17 protein-coding genes and 1 riboswitch are annotated in these 18349 nt (G+C 42.0%); of the genes, 12 read left to right on the forward strand and 5 right to left on the reverse strand.

Annotated features, from left to right (window positions below):
• Positions 1-32: 32 nt before the first annotated feature.
• Positions 33-1289, reverse strand: a complete 1257-nt coding sequence (gene tyrS, locus HMPREF2805_RS09625) for a tyrosine--tRNA ligase (RefSeq protein ID WP_075232332.1) — start codon at positions 1287-1289, stop codon at positions 33-35.
• Positions 1290-1472: 183 nt separating this feature from the next.
• Here tyrS and mutL point away from each other — a divergent pair, with 183 nt between their 5' ends.
• From mutL to HMPREF2805_RS09645, 4 genes are all read left to right on the forward strand, one after another.
• A complete protein-coding gene (gene mutL / locus HMPREF2805_RS09630) occupies positions 1473-3422 on the forward strand; it encodes a DNA mismatch repair endonuclease MutL (protein ID WP_075232333.1) in 1950 nt (649 codons plus the stop codon).
• Between the two features lie 119 nt (positions 3423-3541).
• Entirely contained in the window at positions 3542-4135 is a 594-nt protein-coding gene (gene ruvA, locus HMPREF2805_RS09635; protein WP_075232334.1) for a Holliday junction branch migration protein RuvA, read from the forward strand.
• Between the two features lie 9 nt (positions 4136-4144).
• Positions 4145-4711, forward strand: coding sequence for a DNA-3-methyladenine glycosylase I (locus tag HMPREF2805_RS09640; protein WP_075232335.1), 567 nt, complete (start codon positions 4145-4147; stop codon positions 4709-4711).
• Positions 4701-5375, forward strand: coding sequence for a CPBP family intramembrane glutamic endopeptidase (locus HMPREF2805_RS09645; RefSeq protein WP_075232336.1), 675 nt, complete (start codon positions 4701-4703; stop codon positions 5373-5375). Before HMPREF2805_RS09640 ends, HMPREF2805_RS09645 begins: the two co-directional genes overlap by 11 nt.
• Before the next feature lie 45 nt (positions 5376-5420).
• Here the strand turns inward: HMPREF2805_RS09645 and HMPREF2805_RS09650 are convergent, their stop codons facing one another.
• The 4 genes from HMPREF2805_RS09650 to HMPREF2805_RS09665 form a co-directional block, all read right to left on the reverse strand.
• Positions 5421-6458 (reverse strand): S66 family peptidase, encoded by a 1038-nt coding sequence (locus tag HMPREF2805_RS09650; RefSeq protein WP_075232337.1) that lies wholly within the window; start codon positions 6456-6458, stop codon positions 5421-5423.
• A 149-nt stretch (positions 6459-6607) separates the two neighbouring features.
• The gene (locus HMPREF2805_RS09655; protein ID WP_004250486.1) at positions 6608-6871 is read right to left on the reverse strand and encodes a SemiSWEET family transporter; all 264 of its coding nucleotides are present in this window, start codon (positions 6869-6871) and stop codon (positions 6608-6610) included.
• A 199-nt stretch (positions 6872-7070) separates the two neighbouring features.
• On the reverse strand, positions 7071-7745 hold the full coding sequence (locus tag HMPREF2805_RS09660; RefSeq protein WP_006146142.1) for a DUF1129 domain-containing protein: 675 nt from the start codon (positions 7743-7745) through the stop codon (positions 7071-7073).
• A gap of 12 nt (positions 7746-7757) precedes the next feature.
• Positions 7758-8702 carry a magnesium transporter CorA family protein gene (locus HMPREF2805_RS09665; RefSeq protein ID WP_075229634.1) on the reverse strand — a complete coding sequence of 315 codons (945 nt, stop codon included), beginning with the start codon at positions 8700-8702 and terminating at the stop codon, positions 7758-7760.
• Positions 8703-8844: 142 nt separating this feature from the next.
• On the opposite strand from HMPREF2805_RS09665, the gene uvrA reads away from it, so the two are divergent.
• From uvrA to HMPREF2805_RS09705, 8 genes are all read left to right on the forward strand, one after another.
• Positions 8845-11676 carry an excinuclease ABC subunit UvrA gene (uvrA, locus tag HMPREF2805_RS09670; protein WP_075232338.1) on the forward strand — a complete coding sequence of 944 codons (2832 nt, stop codon included), beginning with the start codon at positions 8845-8847 and terminating at the stop codon, positions 11674-11676.
• On the forward strand, positions 11669-12730 hold the full coding sequence (locus tag HMPREF2805_RS09675) for a M24 family metallopeptidase (RefSeq protein ID WP_075232339.1): 1062 nt from the start codon (positions 11669-11671) through the stop codon (positions 12728-12730). The genes uvrA and HMPREF2805_RS09675 overlap by 8 nt, the downstream gene beginning before the upstream one ends.
• A gap of 53 nt (positions 12731-12783) precedes the next feature.
• Positions 12784-12937: riboswitch (M-box (ykoK) riboswitch) on the forward strand.
• Positions 12938-13129: 192 nt separating this feature from the next.
• Positions 13130-15790, forward strand: coding sequence for a magnesium-translocating P-type ATPase (gene mgtA, locus HMPREF2805_RS09680; protein ID WP_075232340.1), 2661 nt, complete (start codon positions 13130-13132; stop codon positions 15788-15790).
• Between the two features lie 135 nt (positions 15791-15925).
• Positions 15926-16324, forward strand: a complete 399-nt coding sequence (spx, locus tag HMPREF2805_RS09685) for a transcriptional regulator Spx (protein ID WP_000591164.1) — start codon at positions 15926-15928, stop codon at positions 16322-16324.
• A 66-nt stretch (positions 16325-16390) separates the two neighbouring features.
• The gene (locus HMPREF2805_RS09690; protein ID WP_000737513.1) at positions 16391-16963 is read left to right on the forward strand and encodes an SP0191 family lipoprotein; all 573 of its coding nucleotides are present in this window, start codon (positions 16391-16393) and stop codon (positions 16961-16963) included.
• Positions 16964-17059: 96 nt separating this feature from the next.
• A complete protein-coding gene (locus tag HMPREF2805_RS09695) occupies positions 17060-17326 on the forward strand; it encodes an IreB family regulatory phosphoprotein (RefSeq protein WP_000507060.1) in 267 nt (88 codons plus the stop codon).
• Positions 17327-17329: 3 nt separating this feature from the next.
• Positions 17330-17749, forward strand: a complete 420-nt coding sequence (gene ruvX / locus HMPREF2805_RS09700; protein ID WP_049502846.1) for a Holliday junction resolvase RuvX — start codon at positions 17330-17332, stop codon at positions 17747-17749.
• 15 nt (positions 17750-17764) lie between these two features.
• Complete coding sequence (locus tag HMPREF2805_RS09705; protein WP_000017624.1) at positions 17765-18070, forward strand: DUF1292 domain-containing protein; 306 nt, start codon at positions 17765-17767, stop codon at positions 18068-18070.
• The last annotated feature ends 279 nt before the right edge of the window (positions 18071-18349 follow it).

Raw genomic sequence — 18349 nt, forward strand, 5'->3', positions numbered from 1 at the left:
ACTCCTTTGTTTATAGGTAAATGTTTAACAATTTAGTAAGTCAATACAAAGTATTTCTTCTTACCGCGGCGGATAACAGTGAGTTCGTTCTCTAATTTATCGTTATCCCCTAAGACATAGTCAAGGTCTTGGATACGGTCGCCGTTGACGTAGATAGCTCCATTTTGTACGTCTTCACGGGCTTGGCGTTTTGAGTTAACCACGCCAGAAGATACAAGAAGTTCAACGATGTTGTGATTTTCATCTGCTTGTACTTGATAGTTTGGTACACCACGAAGTCCTTGTTTAAGCTCTTTGACAGAAAGGTTTTTGATGTTTCCTGCAAAGAGTTGCTCAGTGATGTTGAGAGCTTCTTTGTAGGCTTCTTCTCCGTGGACAAGTGTTACGACTTCACGAGCGAGGACTTTTTGAGCCAAGCGTTCGTGTGGTGCTGCTTCAAACTGTTTACGGATCTCTTCAATCTCATCCAGTGACAAGAAGGTAAAAATCTTCAAGAAGCGAACAGCATCAGCGTCCATAACATTCATCCAGAATTGGTACATTTCGTATGGAGAAGTCTTTTCAGGGTTAAGCCAAACAGCGTTCCCTTCAGATTTACCAAATTTCTTACCAGTTGCGTCTGTGATGAGTGGAACAGTGATTACGTGACCAGTTTTGTCAGCCTTACGACGAAGCAATTCTGTACCAGCTGTCATATTTCCCCATTGGTCAGATCCACCGATTTGGAGGGTTACATTGTGCTCTTGGTTAAGGACAAAGAAGTCGTAACCTTGCATGATTTGGTAGGCAAACTCTGTGTAAGAAATCCCTGTTTCAATCCGTTTTTTAACAGACTCCTTGCTCATCATGTAGTTGACAGTGAAGTATTTTCCGATATCACGGAGGAAGTCAATGAAGCTGATGCTGCCAAACCAGTCGTAGTTGTTGACCATGACAGCTTTATTTTCACCATTTTCAAAATCAAGAAAGCGAGAAAGTTGTCCTTGGATAGACTTGACCCAGCCATCTACTGTGTCTTTTGTTTGGAGACTACGCTCAGCATCTTTGAAGGACGGATCTCCGATGAGACCTGTAGCACCGCCAACGAGCGCATAAGGTTTGTGACCTGCTAACTGCAAGCGACGACTTGTCAAGATTGCGACAAGGTGGCCTAGGTGAAGGCTGTCAGCAGTTGGATCGTAGCCAGTATAATAAGAAACTTGACCTTCTTCTAGGGCTTTACGCAAAGCTTCTTCATCAGTCGTTTGAAAAATCAAACCACGCTCTTTTAGCTCATCAAAAATGTGCATGTGTCTTTTCTCCTTTATAAAATATTGTTTCTACCTATTGTACCACAAACTTGGTAAATAACCTAGTAAAATCGGGAAGAAAGTTGCTGCTTGGACTTTTTTGGAAACGAGTGAAATATGGTATAATAGCACTAGCTTATTTTCAGAGAAATAGATAAAAATAGTTAAGAAAGGGGCTGAAAGATGTCTCATATTATTGAATTGCCAGAAGTATTGGCCAACCAGATTGCAGCAGGAGAAGTCATCGAACGTCCTGCTAGCGTTGTCAAAGAATTAGTTGAAAATGCTATCGATGCTGGCTCTAGCCAGATTATCGTTGAGATTGAAGAAGCTGGTCTTAAGAAAATCCAAATAACAGATAATGGTCACGGGATTGCCCACGATGAAGTCGAGTTGGCTCTCCGTCGTCATGCCACTAGTAAGATAAAGAATCAAGCGGATCTTTTTCGGATTCGGACCCTCGGTTTTCGTGGTGAAGCTCTGCCTTCTATCGCATCTGTCAGTGTATTGACTTTGTTGACAGCGGTGGATGGTGCCAGTCACGGGACCAAGCTAGTGGCTCGTGGGGGAGAAGTTGAGGAAATCATTCCAGCGACCAGTCCTGTGGGGACTAAGGTTTGTGTGGAAGACCTCTTTTTCAACACACCGGCTCGTCTCAAGTATATGAAGAGCCAGCAGGCAGAGTTGTCTCATATCATTGATATTGTCAATCGTCTGGGGCTAGCCCATCCGGAGATTTCTTTTAGCCTGATTAGCGATGGCAAGGAAATGACACGAACAGCTGGTACGGGTCAACTGCGTCAAGCCATTGCTGGGATTTATGGTTTAGCTAGTGCCAAAAAGATGGTTGAGATTGAGAATTCTGACCTAGACTTTGAAATTTCTGGTTTTGTGTCCTTGCCGGAATTGACGCGGGCTAATCGTAACTATATCAGCCTCTTCATCAATGGCCGTTATATCAAGAACTTTTTACTCAATCGTGCTATTCTTGACGGTTATGGCAGTAAGCTCATGGTGGGGCGTTTTCCACTGGCTGTCATTCATATCCATATTGACCCTTATCTAGCGGATGTCAATGTGCATCCAACCAAGCAAGAGGTGCGAATTTCCAAGGAAAGAGAGCTGATGGCACTGGTTTCAGAAGCTATCGCAAAGAGTCTAAAGGAACAGGCCTTGATTCCAGATGCCTTGGAAAATCTTGCAAAGTCTACCGTACGCAATCGTGAAAAAGTAGAGCAAACCATTCTCCCACTTAAAGAAAATAATCTTTACTACGAGCAAACGGAGCTGACAAGACCGCCTCAAGCTGAGGTGGCAGACCATCAGGTGAACCTGACGGAAGAAAGACAGGATTTGACCTTGTTTGCTAAGGAAACTTTGGATCAGATGACTAAACCAGCTAAACTGCATTTTGCAGAGAGAAAGCCTGCTAGCTATGACCAACTAGACCATCCAGAGCTAGACCTAGCTAGTCTGGATAAGGCTTATGATAAGCTGGAGCGAGAAGAATCTTCAAGCTTCCCAGAGTTGGAATTTTTCGGTCAGATGCATGGAACCTATCTCTTTGCCCAAGGTCGAGATGGGCTCTACATCATAGATCAGCACGCGGCTCAGGAACGGGTTAAGTATGAGGAGTACCGTGAGAGCATTGGCAATGTTGACCAGAGCCAGCAGCAACTCCTAGTGCCTTATATTTTTGAATTTCCTGCGGATGATGCCCTTCGTCTCAAGGAAAGAATGTCTCTTTTAGAGGAAGTAGGCGTCTTTCTAGCAGAGTACGGGGAGAATCAATTTATCCTACGGGAACATCCTATTTGGATGGCAGAGGAGGAAATCGAGTCTGGAATCTATGAGATGTGCGACATGCTCCTTTTAACCAAGGAAGTTTCGATCAAGAAATACAGAGCAGAGTTGGCCATTATGATGTCCTGCAAGCGGTCTATCAAGGCCAATCATCGTATCGATGACCACTCAGCTAGGCAACTCCTCTATCAGCTTTCCCAATGTGACAACCCCTACAACTGTCCACACGGACGCCCTGTTTTGGTCCACTTTACCAAGTCAGACATGGAAAAGATGTTCCGTCGCATTCAGGAAAATCATACTAGCATCCGAGAGCTAGGAAAATACTAATACTCTTCGGCAATCTCTCTAAACTGCGTCAGCCTTACCTTGCCTGACTCAAGTTATGCCTACGGTTAGCTTCCTAGTTTAGATTTGATTTTCATTGAGTATAAATTGAAGGGAAAATTATGTACGAATATCTAAAGGGTATTATTACCAAAATTACTGCTAAATACATCGTTCTAGAAGCTAACGGTATCGGCTACATCCTGCACGTAGCTAACCCTTATGCCTACTCAGGGCAAGTCAACCAAGAAGCACAAATCTATGTGCATCAAGTCGTTCGCGAAGATGCTCATCTCCTTTACGGTTTTCGCTCGGAAGATGAGAAGAAACTCTTTCTCAGCTTGATTTCTGTATCAGGCATTGGTCCTGTTTCCGCTCTTGCCATCATCGCAGCTGATGACAATGCAGGGCTTGTTCAAGCTATCGAGACCAAGAACATCACCTACTTGACCAAGTTCCCTAAAATCGGTAAGAAAACAGCCCAACAGATGGTATTGGATCTAGAAGGTAAGGTGGTTGTGGCAGGGGACGACCTCCCTGCTAAGGCTGCAGTTCCATCTGGCAGCGACAACCAAGAACTGGAAGAAGCTATGGAAGCCATGTTGGCACTGGGCTACAAGGCAACAGAGCTCAAGAAAATCAAGAAATTCTTTGAAGGGACGACGGATACAGCAGAGAACTATATCAAGTCAGCTCTTAAGATGTTGGTGAAATAGGAGATTTCTATGCCAAAACGTTGTTCGTGGGTTAAGATGACCAATCCGCTATATGTAGCCTACCACGATGAGGAGTGGGGCCAGCCCCTTCATGATGACCAAGCACTTTTTGAGTTGCTCTGTATGGAGACTTATCAGGCGGGGCTATCTTGGGAAACGGTACTCAATAAACGCCAAGCCTTTCGTCAAGCTTTTCATGACTATCAAGTTCAAGGTGTTGCAGACATGACTGATGAAGAATTGGAAGCTTTGATGGATAATCCATCCATCATCCGCAATCGTGCCAAGATATTTGCGACGCGGGCCAACGCTCAGGCCTTTCTACAAGTTCAGGCAGAATTCGGAACTTTTGATGCTTATCTTTGGTCTTTTGTCGGTGGGAAGACGATTGTGAATGATGTACCTGACTATGCTCAAGCACCAGCCAGAACAACCTTGTCTGAGACATTATCTAAGGATCTCAAAAAACGAGGTTTCAAGTTTACAGGTCCCGTAGCAGTTTTGTCATTTCTACAAGCTGCAGGGCTAGTTGATGACCATGAGAATAATTGTGAATGGAAGGGAAATGATGTCTAACAAAAATAAGGGAATTCTGATTTTTGCGATATTCTATACAGTTCTCTTTGTTTTTGATGGTATACGAGTATTTGATGCTCCATTGCCTTCTTCTGCAGGGACTTATTTGGTCTATACCATCATGTTTGTGTATGGTTGCTTCTTATTTAAGTTCCTATTGCTCCAAAAGTGGGAAGAGGTTAGAAATTCTAAAAGAAAATTTTTCTTTGGCGTTTTAAAAGGCTGGCTCTTTCTTATTCTGATGACTGTTGTCTTTGGTTTTGTATCAGAGATGTTGAGGCAGTTTTTGGGGCTGGTCGGACAAGGTCTAAACCAGTCGAATATTCAAAGCACCTTTCAAGAGCAACCAATACTGATAGCGGTTTTCGCCTGTATCATTGGACCTTTGGTGGAAGAGCTCTTTTTCCGTCAAATTTTATTGAAATATTTGAGGAAAAATCTGCCAACTTGGCTGAGTGTCTTTTTGGTCGGCCTTGCCTTTGCGCTTACTCATATGCACAGTTTGTCTTTATCAGAGTGGATCGGTGCAGTCGGTTACCTAGGTGGGGGCCTTGCCTTTTCTATTATTTATGTGAAAGAAAAGGAGAATATTTACTATCCCCTACTTGTTCACATGTTAGGGAACAGTCTTTCCTTGATCATTTTAGCTATCAGTAGTATGTGATGAAAATGCCAGTAATGATAATGAGAAAAAGCTGAGAAATTCATCTCAGCTTTCTTTGTTATAGTCAAAGCGAATGACTTGCTCCGTTGCGTCCACATACGCGTGAACTCCAAAGGGAACAATTGCTCTTGGTGTGGCATGGCCAACGTTTAGATTATAGACAATCGGGATATTGCTATCAATGGTGTCCATTAAAGCCTCCTTATAGTCGTCATAGAAGGTTTCATCCATAGGTTTTCCGACCAAGAGTCCACTAATGACTTCAAATATCCCGGTTTCTTTTATAGCCTGCAACATTTTTTTGAAATCATCAGGTTCAGGCTTTTCTTCACTTGTTTCTAGCAATAGGATTTTTCCTTTCCAGTCGGATAAGTCAGGAAAAAGTTTGTATTTTTGGCAAAGGTCTGTGCTATCTGCGTGTAGAGAGTTGTCAAAGATATCGTAGAGGGATTCGAGGCAACCGCCGAGGATTTCCCCCTCGAACTTAGCATTGCCTTGTAACAAGTCAAAACCTGTATTTGCATGGCTGACACGAGGAGTTCCCAAAGCTTTGGGACTGAAGTCAGTTCTTTCCTCATACCAAACGTCACTAGGGCGAATTTCCGAGATTCTTCCCGTCTCAATCAATTCTTTGAAGTAGTGGAGGCTATATGGCAACATTTCTTTGTCTAACTCACAAATGTCTGCTAGAAATGATTGGCCGTAAAAAGTCTTGATTCCCAGTTTATGCAACATGAGATGGTTCATGGTTGTATCTGAGAAGCCAAGAAACATTTTTTGATTGATAACCTTTTGTAGTTGGTCATTTTCAAAAAGATAAGGTAGTAAGCGATAGGTATCGTCTCCACCGATGGCGCATAGGATCATGTCGATACTATCATCAGAAAAGGCTTGAATCAAATCCTCTGCACGAGCTTCAGGATGTTCTTTTACAAAGTCTAAGCCTTTTAGTGAATTAGGTAAAAAGATAGGCTTGAGTCCTAAGTCCTTGAGACGTTGGATACCCAAGTCCACTTCATGTTTGACAAAGTCCTCTCCGATAATGCCACTAGATAAACTAATAATACCAATAGTAGAAATCATATCTCATCCTCCTAGAAATAGATTGAGCTTATTTTATCACAAAAGATGAGGGGGAACAACAAGAATTAGAGCCAGAAGAAGGCTTTTAGATCAAGAAAGTAAGCAAAAAGCAACCAATCGTGTGGTTGCTTTTTATAGTAGTTGTATTCTTATAGAGCAGTAAGGAAAGTCAGTCCGCCAAGGATAACCCCGGCTGAGTTTGGAATGATTAGAATCCAGTCTTTCTTAGGCTCTTTTGTCCATCCATAAATGACCCAGATTAAGCAAGAGACTGCTGCTGATAAAGGTTGGAATGGTTGAGCTTTGTTCCCTTGTAAATTGGCAAAAATTTGGGGGATGTAGGCTATAAATACAATAATCCCGATAAAGGCACCAATTGAACCAACAATTTGATTAATTCTCTGTTTAGTCATATATATTTCTCCTTATTACTTTATTAGCATAACAGAAAAACAACTTGAATTCAAGGATAAAACCTTGGGATTCTAAGGGAAGCCTTTACATTAGAACGTTTTTAGAAAATGTAGCTACTTTTCTTTGGAGAATCAAAAAATACTTTGGAGCCATAATAAAAGTAGTCTGTCTACAAAACACACTACTTTTTTGTTTATCTTAATATCTAGCAGGTCCTGCACTTGCACTCTTAATGTTGAAGCGTTTTTTGAGGTAGAAACGGAGGGCAAGGAGAGCTCCTCCGATGACCAACAAAACAAGAGGTGGTAGACTGATGTTGATGGCTTGTGGAAGGAAGTTACTCAAGAAGAGGATAAAGACCCATGCAAACATGGTTGCTAACATAACCAAAAGTGATTTCCAGAATGGAGGACGTTGGCTACGGTCAGTATCTGGTCCGTAGTAGCGGTAGATGAAGTGGTAGAGCAGGTAAAAGGCAACTCCACCAAAGGCTCCTACACTGATAAGTGTTACCAATCCGTAGGCCACAGGTTGGTTTGAGAAGAAGCTCATCAAGGCGCTAACTACTGCAAATAGTCCTGTGATGAAAAGGGCTGAATCCAACATCATCAATTTTGGATCGTCGTTTTCTTTTGGATGTTCTTTTTCGTACTGCTCTTTTTCGCTGAAACTATGAGCCCAGTGAGTTGGTGCTCCGTAGATAGAACGAGCTGTCACTCCTTTTGGTTGTTCTTCAAGGATATGAGGAATGACTTCTTCAAGGATAGCCTTGATTTCAGCATCTGTTTTTCCGTCCTTGAGAAATTGCTGGGTTGCAATATGGATAAATTCCTGGTTTTTCTTTGTTAATTCTTTTAAATCAATCTGTGACATAATAACTCCTGTTTAGAACCATTTTTTATGGATGAGGTAAAGAGTGAGAGAAACACTCATAGCAAAGGCGATAAAGACGATGAGCCAGAAAGCATGCGGTTCTCCGTTTAAAGGAATTTCATTATCCTTAAAGTTCATTCCGTAGGCTGAGAAAATCATGGTCGGGATGGACATAACGATAGTCACAAGTGCCAAGGTTTTCATGATATTGTTCTGGTTGTTTGAAATGATAGAAGCGAAGGTTTCTGTCATAGAGTGAAGGACGTTTCCATAGATGTCCGCCATCTCGATGGCCTGTTGCGTTTCAATCAAGGTATCTTCCAGTAAGTCTTCGTCTTCGAGATATTTCTTGATATTGCTAGTTGCGCTGGTCAATTTTTTAATCACGCGCTCATTTGTCTTAAGTGAAGCTTTGAAGTAGACGATAGTCTTTTCCAACTCCATGAGTTCAATCAATTCTTCGTTTCGAGTAGATTTATGAAGTTGGCTCTCAATCTGCTCACTCTTACGTTCGATTGAACGAAGGGCGGTTAGGTAAATCTCCGCATTGCGGTAGAGGATTTGGAAGATGAAGCGCGAACGCATGAAGGTATAGAAATTTCGAAGCCTACGATTGATAAAGACATCAAGAAGTGGGAGAGGCTCCAAGCAAGTGGTAATAATAGCCTCTTCTGTGATGATAATCCCCAAGGGAATAGTCACATAGTAGGTCTGGTTATTTCTTTCCTCTGTTATTGGGACGTCTACGATAATCAAGGTGTACTCATCTTCGATGGTGATACGTGACATCTCTTCCGCATCGAGCGGTGCACGGAGATCGGCGATATCAATATCAAAGGCCGAGGCGATTTCCATCGATTCGCTTTGTGTAGGATTGACGAGATTGATCCAAGTGCCCGGCTGGAGCGTATCAATCTCTTTAAATTCAGTTGTTGTTGAGATAAAGACTTGCTTCATATCTCTTATCCTTTCCTAATCTAATCCGTGTTTCAGTGATTTTTGACACCGTACTATTATACTATAAAATCGGCTTTTTTGGTAATAGAATTTCACTTTTTTTGGTATAATGGAAAGCAACAATGGACTAGAAAGAAGTAACATGCAAGATAAGATTGTCATCCATGGGGCTCGCGCCCATAATTTAAAAAATATAGATGTGGAAATTCCGCGTGACAAACTAGTTGTGGTGACGGGACTATCTGGATCTGGGAAGTCTAGTTTGGCCTTTGATACCCTTTATGCAGAAGGGCAACGTCGCTACGTTGAGAGTCTGTCAGCCTATGCTCGTCAGTTCTTGGGCAATATGGAAAAGCCAGATGTGGATTCTATCGATGGTCTCAGCCCTGCCATTTCCATTGACCAGAAAACGACCAGTAAAAATCCTCGTTCGACGGTTGGAACAACGACGGAAATCAACGATTATCTACGTCTTCTCTATGCTCGTGTAGGAATACCCTACTGTATCAATGGACATGGGGCTATCAAAGCTTCGTCTGTCGAACAGATCGTAGACAAGGTTTTGGAATTGCCAGAGCGCCAGCGTCTGCAGATTTTGGCTCCTGTTATTCGTAAGAAAAAGGGGCAGCATAAGACGCTGATTGAAAAAATTCAAAAGGATGGTTACGTCCGTGTCCGTGTCGATGGAGTTGTCTACGACGTGACTGAAGTTCCTGAACTTGAAAAGAATAAGCAACACAACATCGATGTGGTGGTAGACCGTATCATTATCAAAGAAGGTATCCGTAGTCGTCTCTTCGATTCGATTGAAGCAGCCCTTCGTATCGCAGAAGGTTATGTGGTTATCGATACTATGGATGATTCAGAGTTGCTCTTCTCAGAACACTATGCTTGTCCAGTCTGTGGTTTTACAGTTCCAGAGTTAGAACCTCGTCTCTTCTCCTTCAATGCACCGTTTGGTTCATGTAGTGAGTGTGATGGTTTGGGAATCAAGCTAGAGGTTGATACGGACTTAGTCGTACCAGATGCTAGTAAGACTCTTCGTGAGGGAGCCTTAGCGCCCTGGAATCCGATCTCTTCTAACTATTATCCAAATATGCTGGAACAAGCCATGACAGCTTTTGGAGTGGATATGGATAGGCCTTTTGAGGACTTGTCTGAGGCGGATAAACATCTCATCTTCTATGGTTCAGATGGGAAAGAATTCCATTTCCACTATGAGAATGAATTTGGTGGAGTTCGTGATATCGATATTCCATTTGAAGGAGTGATTGGTAATATCAAGCGTCGCTATCATGAAACCAATAGCGACTACACTCGTACACAGATGCGTCTCTATATGAACGAGCTGACTTGTGGCACTTGTCATGGTTATCGTCTCAATGACCAAGCCTTATCTGTTCGTGTAGGGGGAGAGAAAGGACTCCATATCGGAGAAATTTCAGACCTATCCATCGCAGACCATTTGGAAGTTATTGACCAGCTAACCTTATCTGAAAATGAAGCTATCATCGCTCGTCCTATCCTGAAGGAAATCAAGGACCGCTTGACCTTCCTCAATAACGTGGGCCTTAACTATTTAACGTTATCCCGCTCGGCAGGAACCCTATCAGGTGGGGAGAGCCAACGTATTCGCTTGGCAACCCAGATTGGTTCCAATCTCTCAGGAGTTCTCTATATTCTTGATGAGCCGTCTATCGGTCTTCACCAGAGGGACAATGACCGTTTGATTGCCAGTCTGAAAAAAATGCGTGACTTGGGTAACACTCTCATCGTGGTAGAACATGATGAAGACACCATGCGAGAAGCCGATTATCTGATTGACGTTGGTCCTGGAGCGGGTGTCTTTGGTGGAGAAATTGTCGCGGCAGGAACACCTAAGCAGGTAGCTCGCAACAGCAAATCCATTACGGGACAGTATCTATCAGGAAAACGCGCGATTCCAGTGCCGTCAGAACGCCGTGTAGGCAATGGTCGCTTTATCGAAGTGACAGGTGCGCGTGAGAACAACTTGCAAAATATCACCGCTCGCTTCCCACTCGGGAAATTCATTGCGGTGACAGGGGTGTCTGGTTCAGGGAAGTCGACACTCATTAACAGTATTCTCAAAAAAGCCATTGCTCAAAAGCTCAATCGCAATTCAGACAAGCCTGGTAAGTTTAAAACCATTACAGGAATCGAGCATATCGACCGTCTGATAGATATTGATCAGAGTCCAATTGGACGAACTCCGAGGTCCAACCCTGCGACCTATACAGGTGTCTTTGATGACATTCGAGACCTCTTTTCTCAGACAAATGAAGCCAAGATTCGTGGCTACAAAAAGGGTCGTTTCAGTTTCAATGTCAAGGGTGGGCGCTGTGAAGCCTGCTCGGGTGATGGGATTATCAAGATTGAGATGCATTTCTTGCCAGATGTTTACGTAGCCTGTGAAGTCTGCCATGGAACTCGTTACAATAGCGAAACCCTGGAAGTTCACTACAAGGAAAAGAATATCTCGCAAGTCTTGGATATGACCGTCAACGATGCGGTGGAATTTTTTAAACACATTCCGAAAATTCAACGCAAACTCCAGACTATCAAGGATGTAGGTCTAGGTTATGTGACCTTAGGACAACCAGCTACGACACTTTCTGGAGGGGAGGCCCAGCGTATGAAGTTGGCTAGCGAACTCCACAAGCGTTCGACAGGTAAGTCCTTCTACATTTTAGATGAACCGACAACTGGTTTGCATACCGAGGACATTGCTCGCCTACTCACCGTTTTGTCTCGCTTTGTCGATGATGGAAATACAGTTCTGGTCATTGAGCACAATCTGGATGTCATCAAAACAGCAGACCATATTATCGACTTAGGACCAGAAGGTGGTGTCGGTGGCGGAACTATTATCGCAACAGGAACACCAGAGGAAGTAGCTGCTAATGAAGCTAGCTATACAGGACAGTATTTGAAAGGAAAGTTACATCATGAATAAACGTGTGCAAGCATTTTTAGATAAAATGCAAGAAAAAGAACTAGATGGAATCATTATCAATAACCTTAAAAATGTCTACTATTTGACAGGATTTTGGGGTTCAAATGGGACAGTCTTTATCAGTCGTGACCGTCAAGTCTTGGTAACAGATGCCCGCTATATTATCGCTGCTAAGCAAGAAGTTACCGGCTTTGAGATTTTTGCAGAACGTGATGAGTTGGCAACTATCGCAAAGATTGCAAAAGATATGGGCCTTTCTCGTATCGGGTTTGAAGATGAGATTTCAGTTTCTTATTACCATCGCATGCAAACCGCCTTTGAAGGTCTGGAATTGCTCCCTCAAACTCAGTTTGTTGAAGCCCTTCGTATGATTAAGGACGAGACAGAAATTGCGACTATTCGCAAGGCATGCTCTATCTCTGACCAAGCTTTCCACGATGCTCTTGACTTTATCAAGCCAGGGAAGACAGAAATTGAAATTGCCAACTTCCTTGACTTCCGCATGCGTGAGTTGGGAGCATCTGGCTTGTCTTTTGACACTATTCTAGCTAGCGGTATCAACTCTTCCAAACCCCATGCCCATCCTATGCACAAACCAGTGGAGCTGGGAGAAGCTATTACCATGGACTTCGGTTGCCTTTATGACCACTATGTCAGCGATATGACCCGGACCATTTATCTCGGTCATGTCAGTGACGAGCAAGCAGAGATTTACAATACGGTTTTGAAGGCCAACCAAGCTCTGATAGACCAAGCTAAGGATGGCTTAGGTTTCCGTGATTTTGATAAAATCCCTCGTGATATCATTGTGGAAGCAGGCTATGGAGAATATTTTACTCACGGTATCGGGCATGGTATCGGACTTGATATTCACGAAGAACCTTACTTTAGCCAAACTTCCAAAGAAGTTATCAAAACTGGTATGGTCTTGACTGATGAACCAGGTATTTATATTGAAGGTAAATACGGGGTTCGTATCGAAGATGATATCTTGATTACAGATACAGGTTGTGAGTTATTAACCCTTGCTCCAAAAGAATTAATCGTAATCTAAGAAAAATGAGATAAATCGTTGACTTTTACTAGTTAAAGGTTTATACTGAAAGGCGGAAACGGTAGGTGAGGCTACCATAGGGATACGGATGACTACCGCAAAGCAGTGGAGACACTACTCGTTGGTCAACAGTCCTGGTCGCGAAGGTCAAGACTAAGCTCATTACATCGCCCTATGGAGTTAAAGCTTGAACGAAAACGGATAATAAGTTTTTTAGTCCTGCCATTTTATGGCAGGATTTTCTGCTATTTTAGAACAAAGAAAGGAGACAAACGATGCAAATTGACGATCATCCAGAACCGCACATACACAGCCAATCGCTGATTTGTGTCGTTTTGTCCTTATAAAGTGATTGGACTCTGTGTATGAAATCACCATTCATACAGATAGGAGAAACCAATGAAAACTACAAAAGAAAGACTAGCAGCAGCTATTCAAACTCCATTTAAAGAGAGTCTAGCTTTTTACCATACAAGTCTAAAGGGCTTAGATTCTGAACAGGTCGAAGAAAACCGTGACTTATATGGTGAAAATACCATCACTAAGGGTCAAGAGGATTCCATCTTAAAAAAGATTTATGAGTCCATTATCAATCCTTTCACAATCATTTTGCTTGTGATTGCCTTTATCTCTCTCGTTACAAACGTCTGGCTTGCCAAACCTGGCCAAGAGGATCCAACGACTTCTATCATTATCGTTGTCTTGGTTTTGATTTCAGGAGGTATCCGTTTTGTCCAAGAATTGCGGAGTGACAAGGCGACAACCAATCTTTCAAAAATGATTGTCAACACTGCAACTGTCATTCGTGATGGTCTCGAACAAGAGTTACCAATCGATGAGTTGGTTGTGGGAGATCTCGTGAAATTGAGTGCGGGAGACATGATTCCAGCAGATGTTATCTTATTTGAATCACGTGACTTTTTCGTTCAACAGTCAGGCTTGACTGGAGAAAGTGATGCAGTTGAAAAACTTGCCTTAAATAAAGCTACTAATCAAAATGTAGAGAGTCTTTTAGAAGCAGAATCTTTGGCATTCATGGGGACAAACGTTATCTCAGGAAGTGCGATAGCTATGGTTCTAGCAGTTGGTGATGACACCATGATGGGAGCCATTGAGCAGACTCTCAACACCTACGATGAACCAACTTCTTTTGAACGTGAAATGAACAGCATTTCTTGGCTCTTGATCCGCTTGATGCTTGTCATGGTCCCAATCGTGTTTTTCGCAAATGGTTTGACCGATGGAGACTGGCTAGAGGCTGGAGTATTTGCCTTGAGTGTCGGTGTCGGACTGACACCAGAAATGCTTCCGATGATTATCACAGCTAGCTTAGCCAAAGGTTCCATTATCATGGCCAAGGAAAAAGTGGTCATCAAAAAACTCAATGCTATCCAGGACTTAGGAGCAATCGATATCCTATGTACGGACAAAACTGGAACTTTAACGCAAGATGAGATTGTTTTAGAATACCCATTAGATATCCATGGCGATTTGGATATGGCAGTCTTAAGAAGAGCCTATCTAAATTCACATTTCCAAACAGGTTTGAAAAACTTGATGGACCGTGCCATTATCAGTAGAACAGAAAAAGAAGCCAAAGAACATGCTATTCTACAAAATTTGGATAAAATTTTCCAAAAAATAGATGAACTGCCTTTTGATTTTGAGCGTAGACGCATGAGTGTTATCGTCAAAGATGACAGCAATGTTGTTAGTATGGTGACCAAAGGCGCTTTGGAAGAAATGTTGAACATTTCAACATATGTAGAATACCGAGGAGAAATGATTCCTCTTACTGAAGACATTCGTCAAGAAGTACTGGCAGAAGTTGGTCAATTAAACCGTCAAGGTTTACGTGTATTAGGTGTTGGTTACAAGTCAGGTCTACGTGAAGATTATGCCTATGCTGTGACTGATGAAAGTGACATGATCCTTACAGGTTACCTTGCCTTTTTGGATCCACCAAAACCATCTGCAGCACCCGCTATCCAAGCCCTACTTGAACATGGTGTCAGAACAAAAATTTTAACTGGAGATAACGAAAAAGTAACCCAAGCTATCTGCGAAAAGGTTGGATTGGACGTTGAACATATGCTCTTAGGTGCTGACATTGATCAAATGACAGACCAAGAATTGGCAGAAGTGGTTGAAAAAGTAACAGTCTTTGCCAAATTATCTCCTGACCAAAAAGCCCGCATCATTCTACAGTTAAAGAAAAATGGTCACGGTGTTGGTTATATGGGGGACGGTATTAATGACGCTCCATCCATGAAGGTGGCAGATGTCGGTATTTCTGTAGATACAGCAGTCGATATCGCCAAGGAAACAGCGGATGTTATCTTGCTAGACAAGGATCTCATGGTTCTGGAAAAGGGTATCGTTGAAGGCCGGAAGGTCTACGCTAACATGACCAAATATATTAAGATGACCGTTAGTTCAAACTTTGGGAATATCTTCTCACTATTGGTTGCAAGTATTTTCTTGCCATTTTTACCAATGGCTCCTGTTCATCTCATTGTCCTAAACCTAGTCTACGATTTATCTTGTGTGGCATTGCCATTTGATAATGTGGATCAAGACTTCCTAAAACAACCCCATACATGGGAAGCAAAATCCATTACTAGATTTATGGTTTGGATGGGCCCAATCTCATCTGTCTTTGATATTTTAACCTTTATCTTCCTCTACTTTATCATTGTTCCTATGGTAACAGGTCATCACTATGTTCATGGGTCAGAATCTGCCCTTCAGTTTATTATCTTGTTCCAAACAGGATGGTTCATCGAATCTATGTGGTCTCAAACCATGGTTATCCATATGCTTCGTACAGCAAAAGTTCCTTTTGTACAAAGCAGACCAGCTTGGCTTGTGATTTTGATGACAGTGGTTGCAGCCTTTTTCGTAACCAGTCTACCTTATGGACCACTAGTAAATATCCTTCGTCTAGCACCCTTAGGGCTTCCTTACTTCTTGTTCTTAATCTGTATTATTTTCTTGTATATGTTTAGCGTCACAGTTATAAAGAAATTTTACATTAAGAAGTATAAAGAATGGTTATAGTTCGTATTTTGTCAAGAAAAAAGTTCAAAAATTGCCAAAAAAGTTAAAATTTTTTAAAAATAGGTCGCAAGTCCGATGTTTTTTATGGTATAATAGTCTAAACTGATAGTAACATGTAGCGAAAGGGGTAGGTACATGATCAAAATTTATACAGTCTCAAGTTGTACTAGCTGTAAAAAAGCGAAGACCTGGCTCAATGCCCACCAGTTAAGTTATAAAGAACAAAACCTCGGTAAGGAAGGAATTTCGAGAGAAGAACTACTTGATATTTTGACAAAAACAGACAATGGAATTGCAAGTATCGTATCATCGAAAAATCGTTATGCAAAGGCCCTTGGTGTTGATATCGAAGATTTGAGTGTGAATGAAGTGCTCAACCTGATTATGGAAACACCACGTATCTTGAAAAGTCCGATTCTTGTAGATGAGAAACGCCTACAAGTCGGCTATAAAGAAGACGATATCCGTGCCTTTTTGCCACGCTCTGTCCGTAATGTGGAAAATGCAGAAGCGCGTTTACGTGCGGCTCTATAAAACATCAAGGCTGGGAGCGACTCCTGGCCTTCTCTAATATTTAAATTGGATAACATGTGAGGATTTATGAAAAAGTTAGTCATTGGAACATTCGCAGCACTATTTTTGCTCGTTGGATGTGGTCAGAAAAAAGAAACAGCAGCTTCAACTACTGAGAGTTCTCAAGAAGCTCTACAGTCTACCTTGCCTGTATTAGAAAATGCAACCAAGAATACAGTTGTTACCAAGACCTTGGTTTTGCCAGCTGATGAGAGTGGAGCACAGCAAACTCAAATCATTACTTACAAAGGCAATCAATTTTTAAGCTTGACCATTCAGCAGAAACGTCCTGTATCAGAAGATTTAAAAAATTATATTTCTGAGCGAGGATTAGATGAAGCTAAAAAAGCTCTTAAAGAAGCTGAGGACAAGGATGAGTCTGTTCAAGCAGCTCGAAAAATTTCAGGCTTTACCATTGAAACGACTCTTTTAAATGAGAAAGAAATGGAAACCAAGACTAGCTATGATTTCCAAACACTGGATCTCAAAAAAGCGAGTGAAAACGAATACTTGAAGAATGTTGGACTGGAAAATCTATTGAAAAACGAACCAGAGGACTATATTGCTAATCGTGTTGCAAATGGGGCAACAGTCCAGTAAAAAGTCAGAGAAAATCAGCAGAATCAGACTGTGTGATTTGTAGAACGACCGCGAATGTGCTATAATAGTACTATTCTAAGGAAAGAGGGTGTTAGAATGGGATTTACTGAAGAAACCGTACGTTTTAAATTGGACGATTCCAATAAAAAAGAAATCAGCGAAACATTGACAGATGTCTATGCTTCTTTGAATGAAAAGGGCTATAACCCTATTAACCAGATCGTGGGCTATGTTCTCAGTGGAGACCCAGCTTACGTTCCTCGTTATAACAATGCACGAAATCAAATCCGTAAGTATGAGCGAGATGAAATCGTTGAAGAACTGGTGCGCTACTACCTTAAAGGACAAGGAGTCGATCTATAATCTATGAGAATTATGGGATTGGACGTTGGCTCCAAAACGGTAGGAGTAGCGATTAGCGACCCGTTAGGTTTTACGGCACAAGGGCTTGAAATCATCCAAATCAATGAAGATCAAGGTCAGTTTGGTTTTGAACGCCTCAAGGAACTCGTTGAAACCTATAAGGTAGACCGTTTTGTTGTTGGTTTGCCTAAAAACATGAACAATACCAGCGGACCGCGGGTAGAAGCCAGCCAAGCCTATGGGGCCAAACTAGAAGAACTCTTTGGTCTACCGGTAGAGTATCAAGATGAACGCCTAACTACGGTCGCTGCAGAGCGTATGTTGATTGAGCAAGCGGATATTAGTCGCAATAAGCGTAAAAAAGTTATTGATAAATTAGCAGCTCAATTGATTTTGCAAAATTATTTAGATAGAAAATTTTAAGACAGAGGAGAAACTATGTCACACGATCACAACCACGATCACGAAGAACGTGAACTTATTACACTTGTAGATGAGCAAGGAAACGAAACTTTATTTGAAATTCTTTTGACTATTGACGGAAAAGAAGAATTTGGTAAAAACTATGTCCTTCTTGTACCAGTTAACGCAGAAGAAGATGAAAACGGCGAAGTTGAAATCCAAGCTTACTCATTCATCGAAAACGAAGATGGAACAGAAGGCGAATTGCAACCAATCCCTGAAGATTCAGAAGATGAATGGAACATGATTGAAGAAGTCTTCAACAGCTTTATGGAGGAGTAAAAACGTTCGGGGAACGTTTTTACCCTTGCGATAGAAATGAAGACCGCAAGTCAGTCCAGTGGACGTTTTAGCCTGATGCTAAAAATAAAAACCGTCAGTAAGTTCGGTGGATGTTTTTAGCCCAGCGCTAGAAATTAGACACGCAGGTAGTCTGGGAGACTGTATCAGCCCAACTCAGAAATTGGGAAGAGTTGGAATGTTCAGTGAACATTTTTACCTTTACGCTAAAAATAAAAACCGTCAGTAAGTCCGGGGAACGTTTTTAGCCTGACGCTAAAA

The sequence above is a fragment of the Streptococcus sp. HMSC034E03 genome (assembly GCF_001811505.1).
Lineage (GTDB): Bacteria > Bacillota > Bacilli > Lactobacillales > Streptococcaceae > Streptococcus.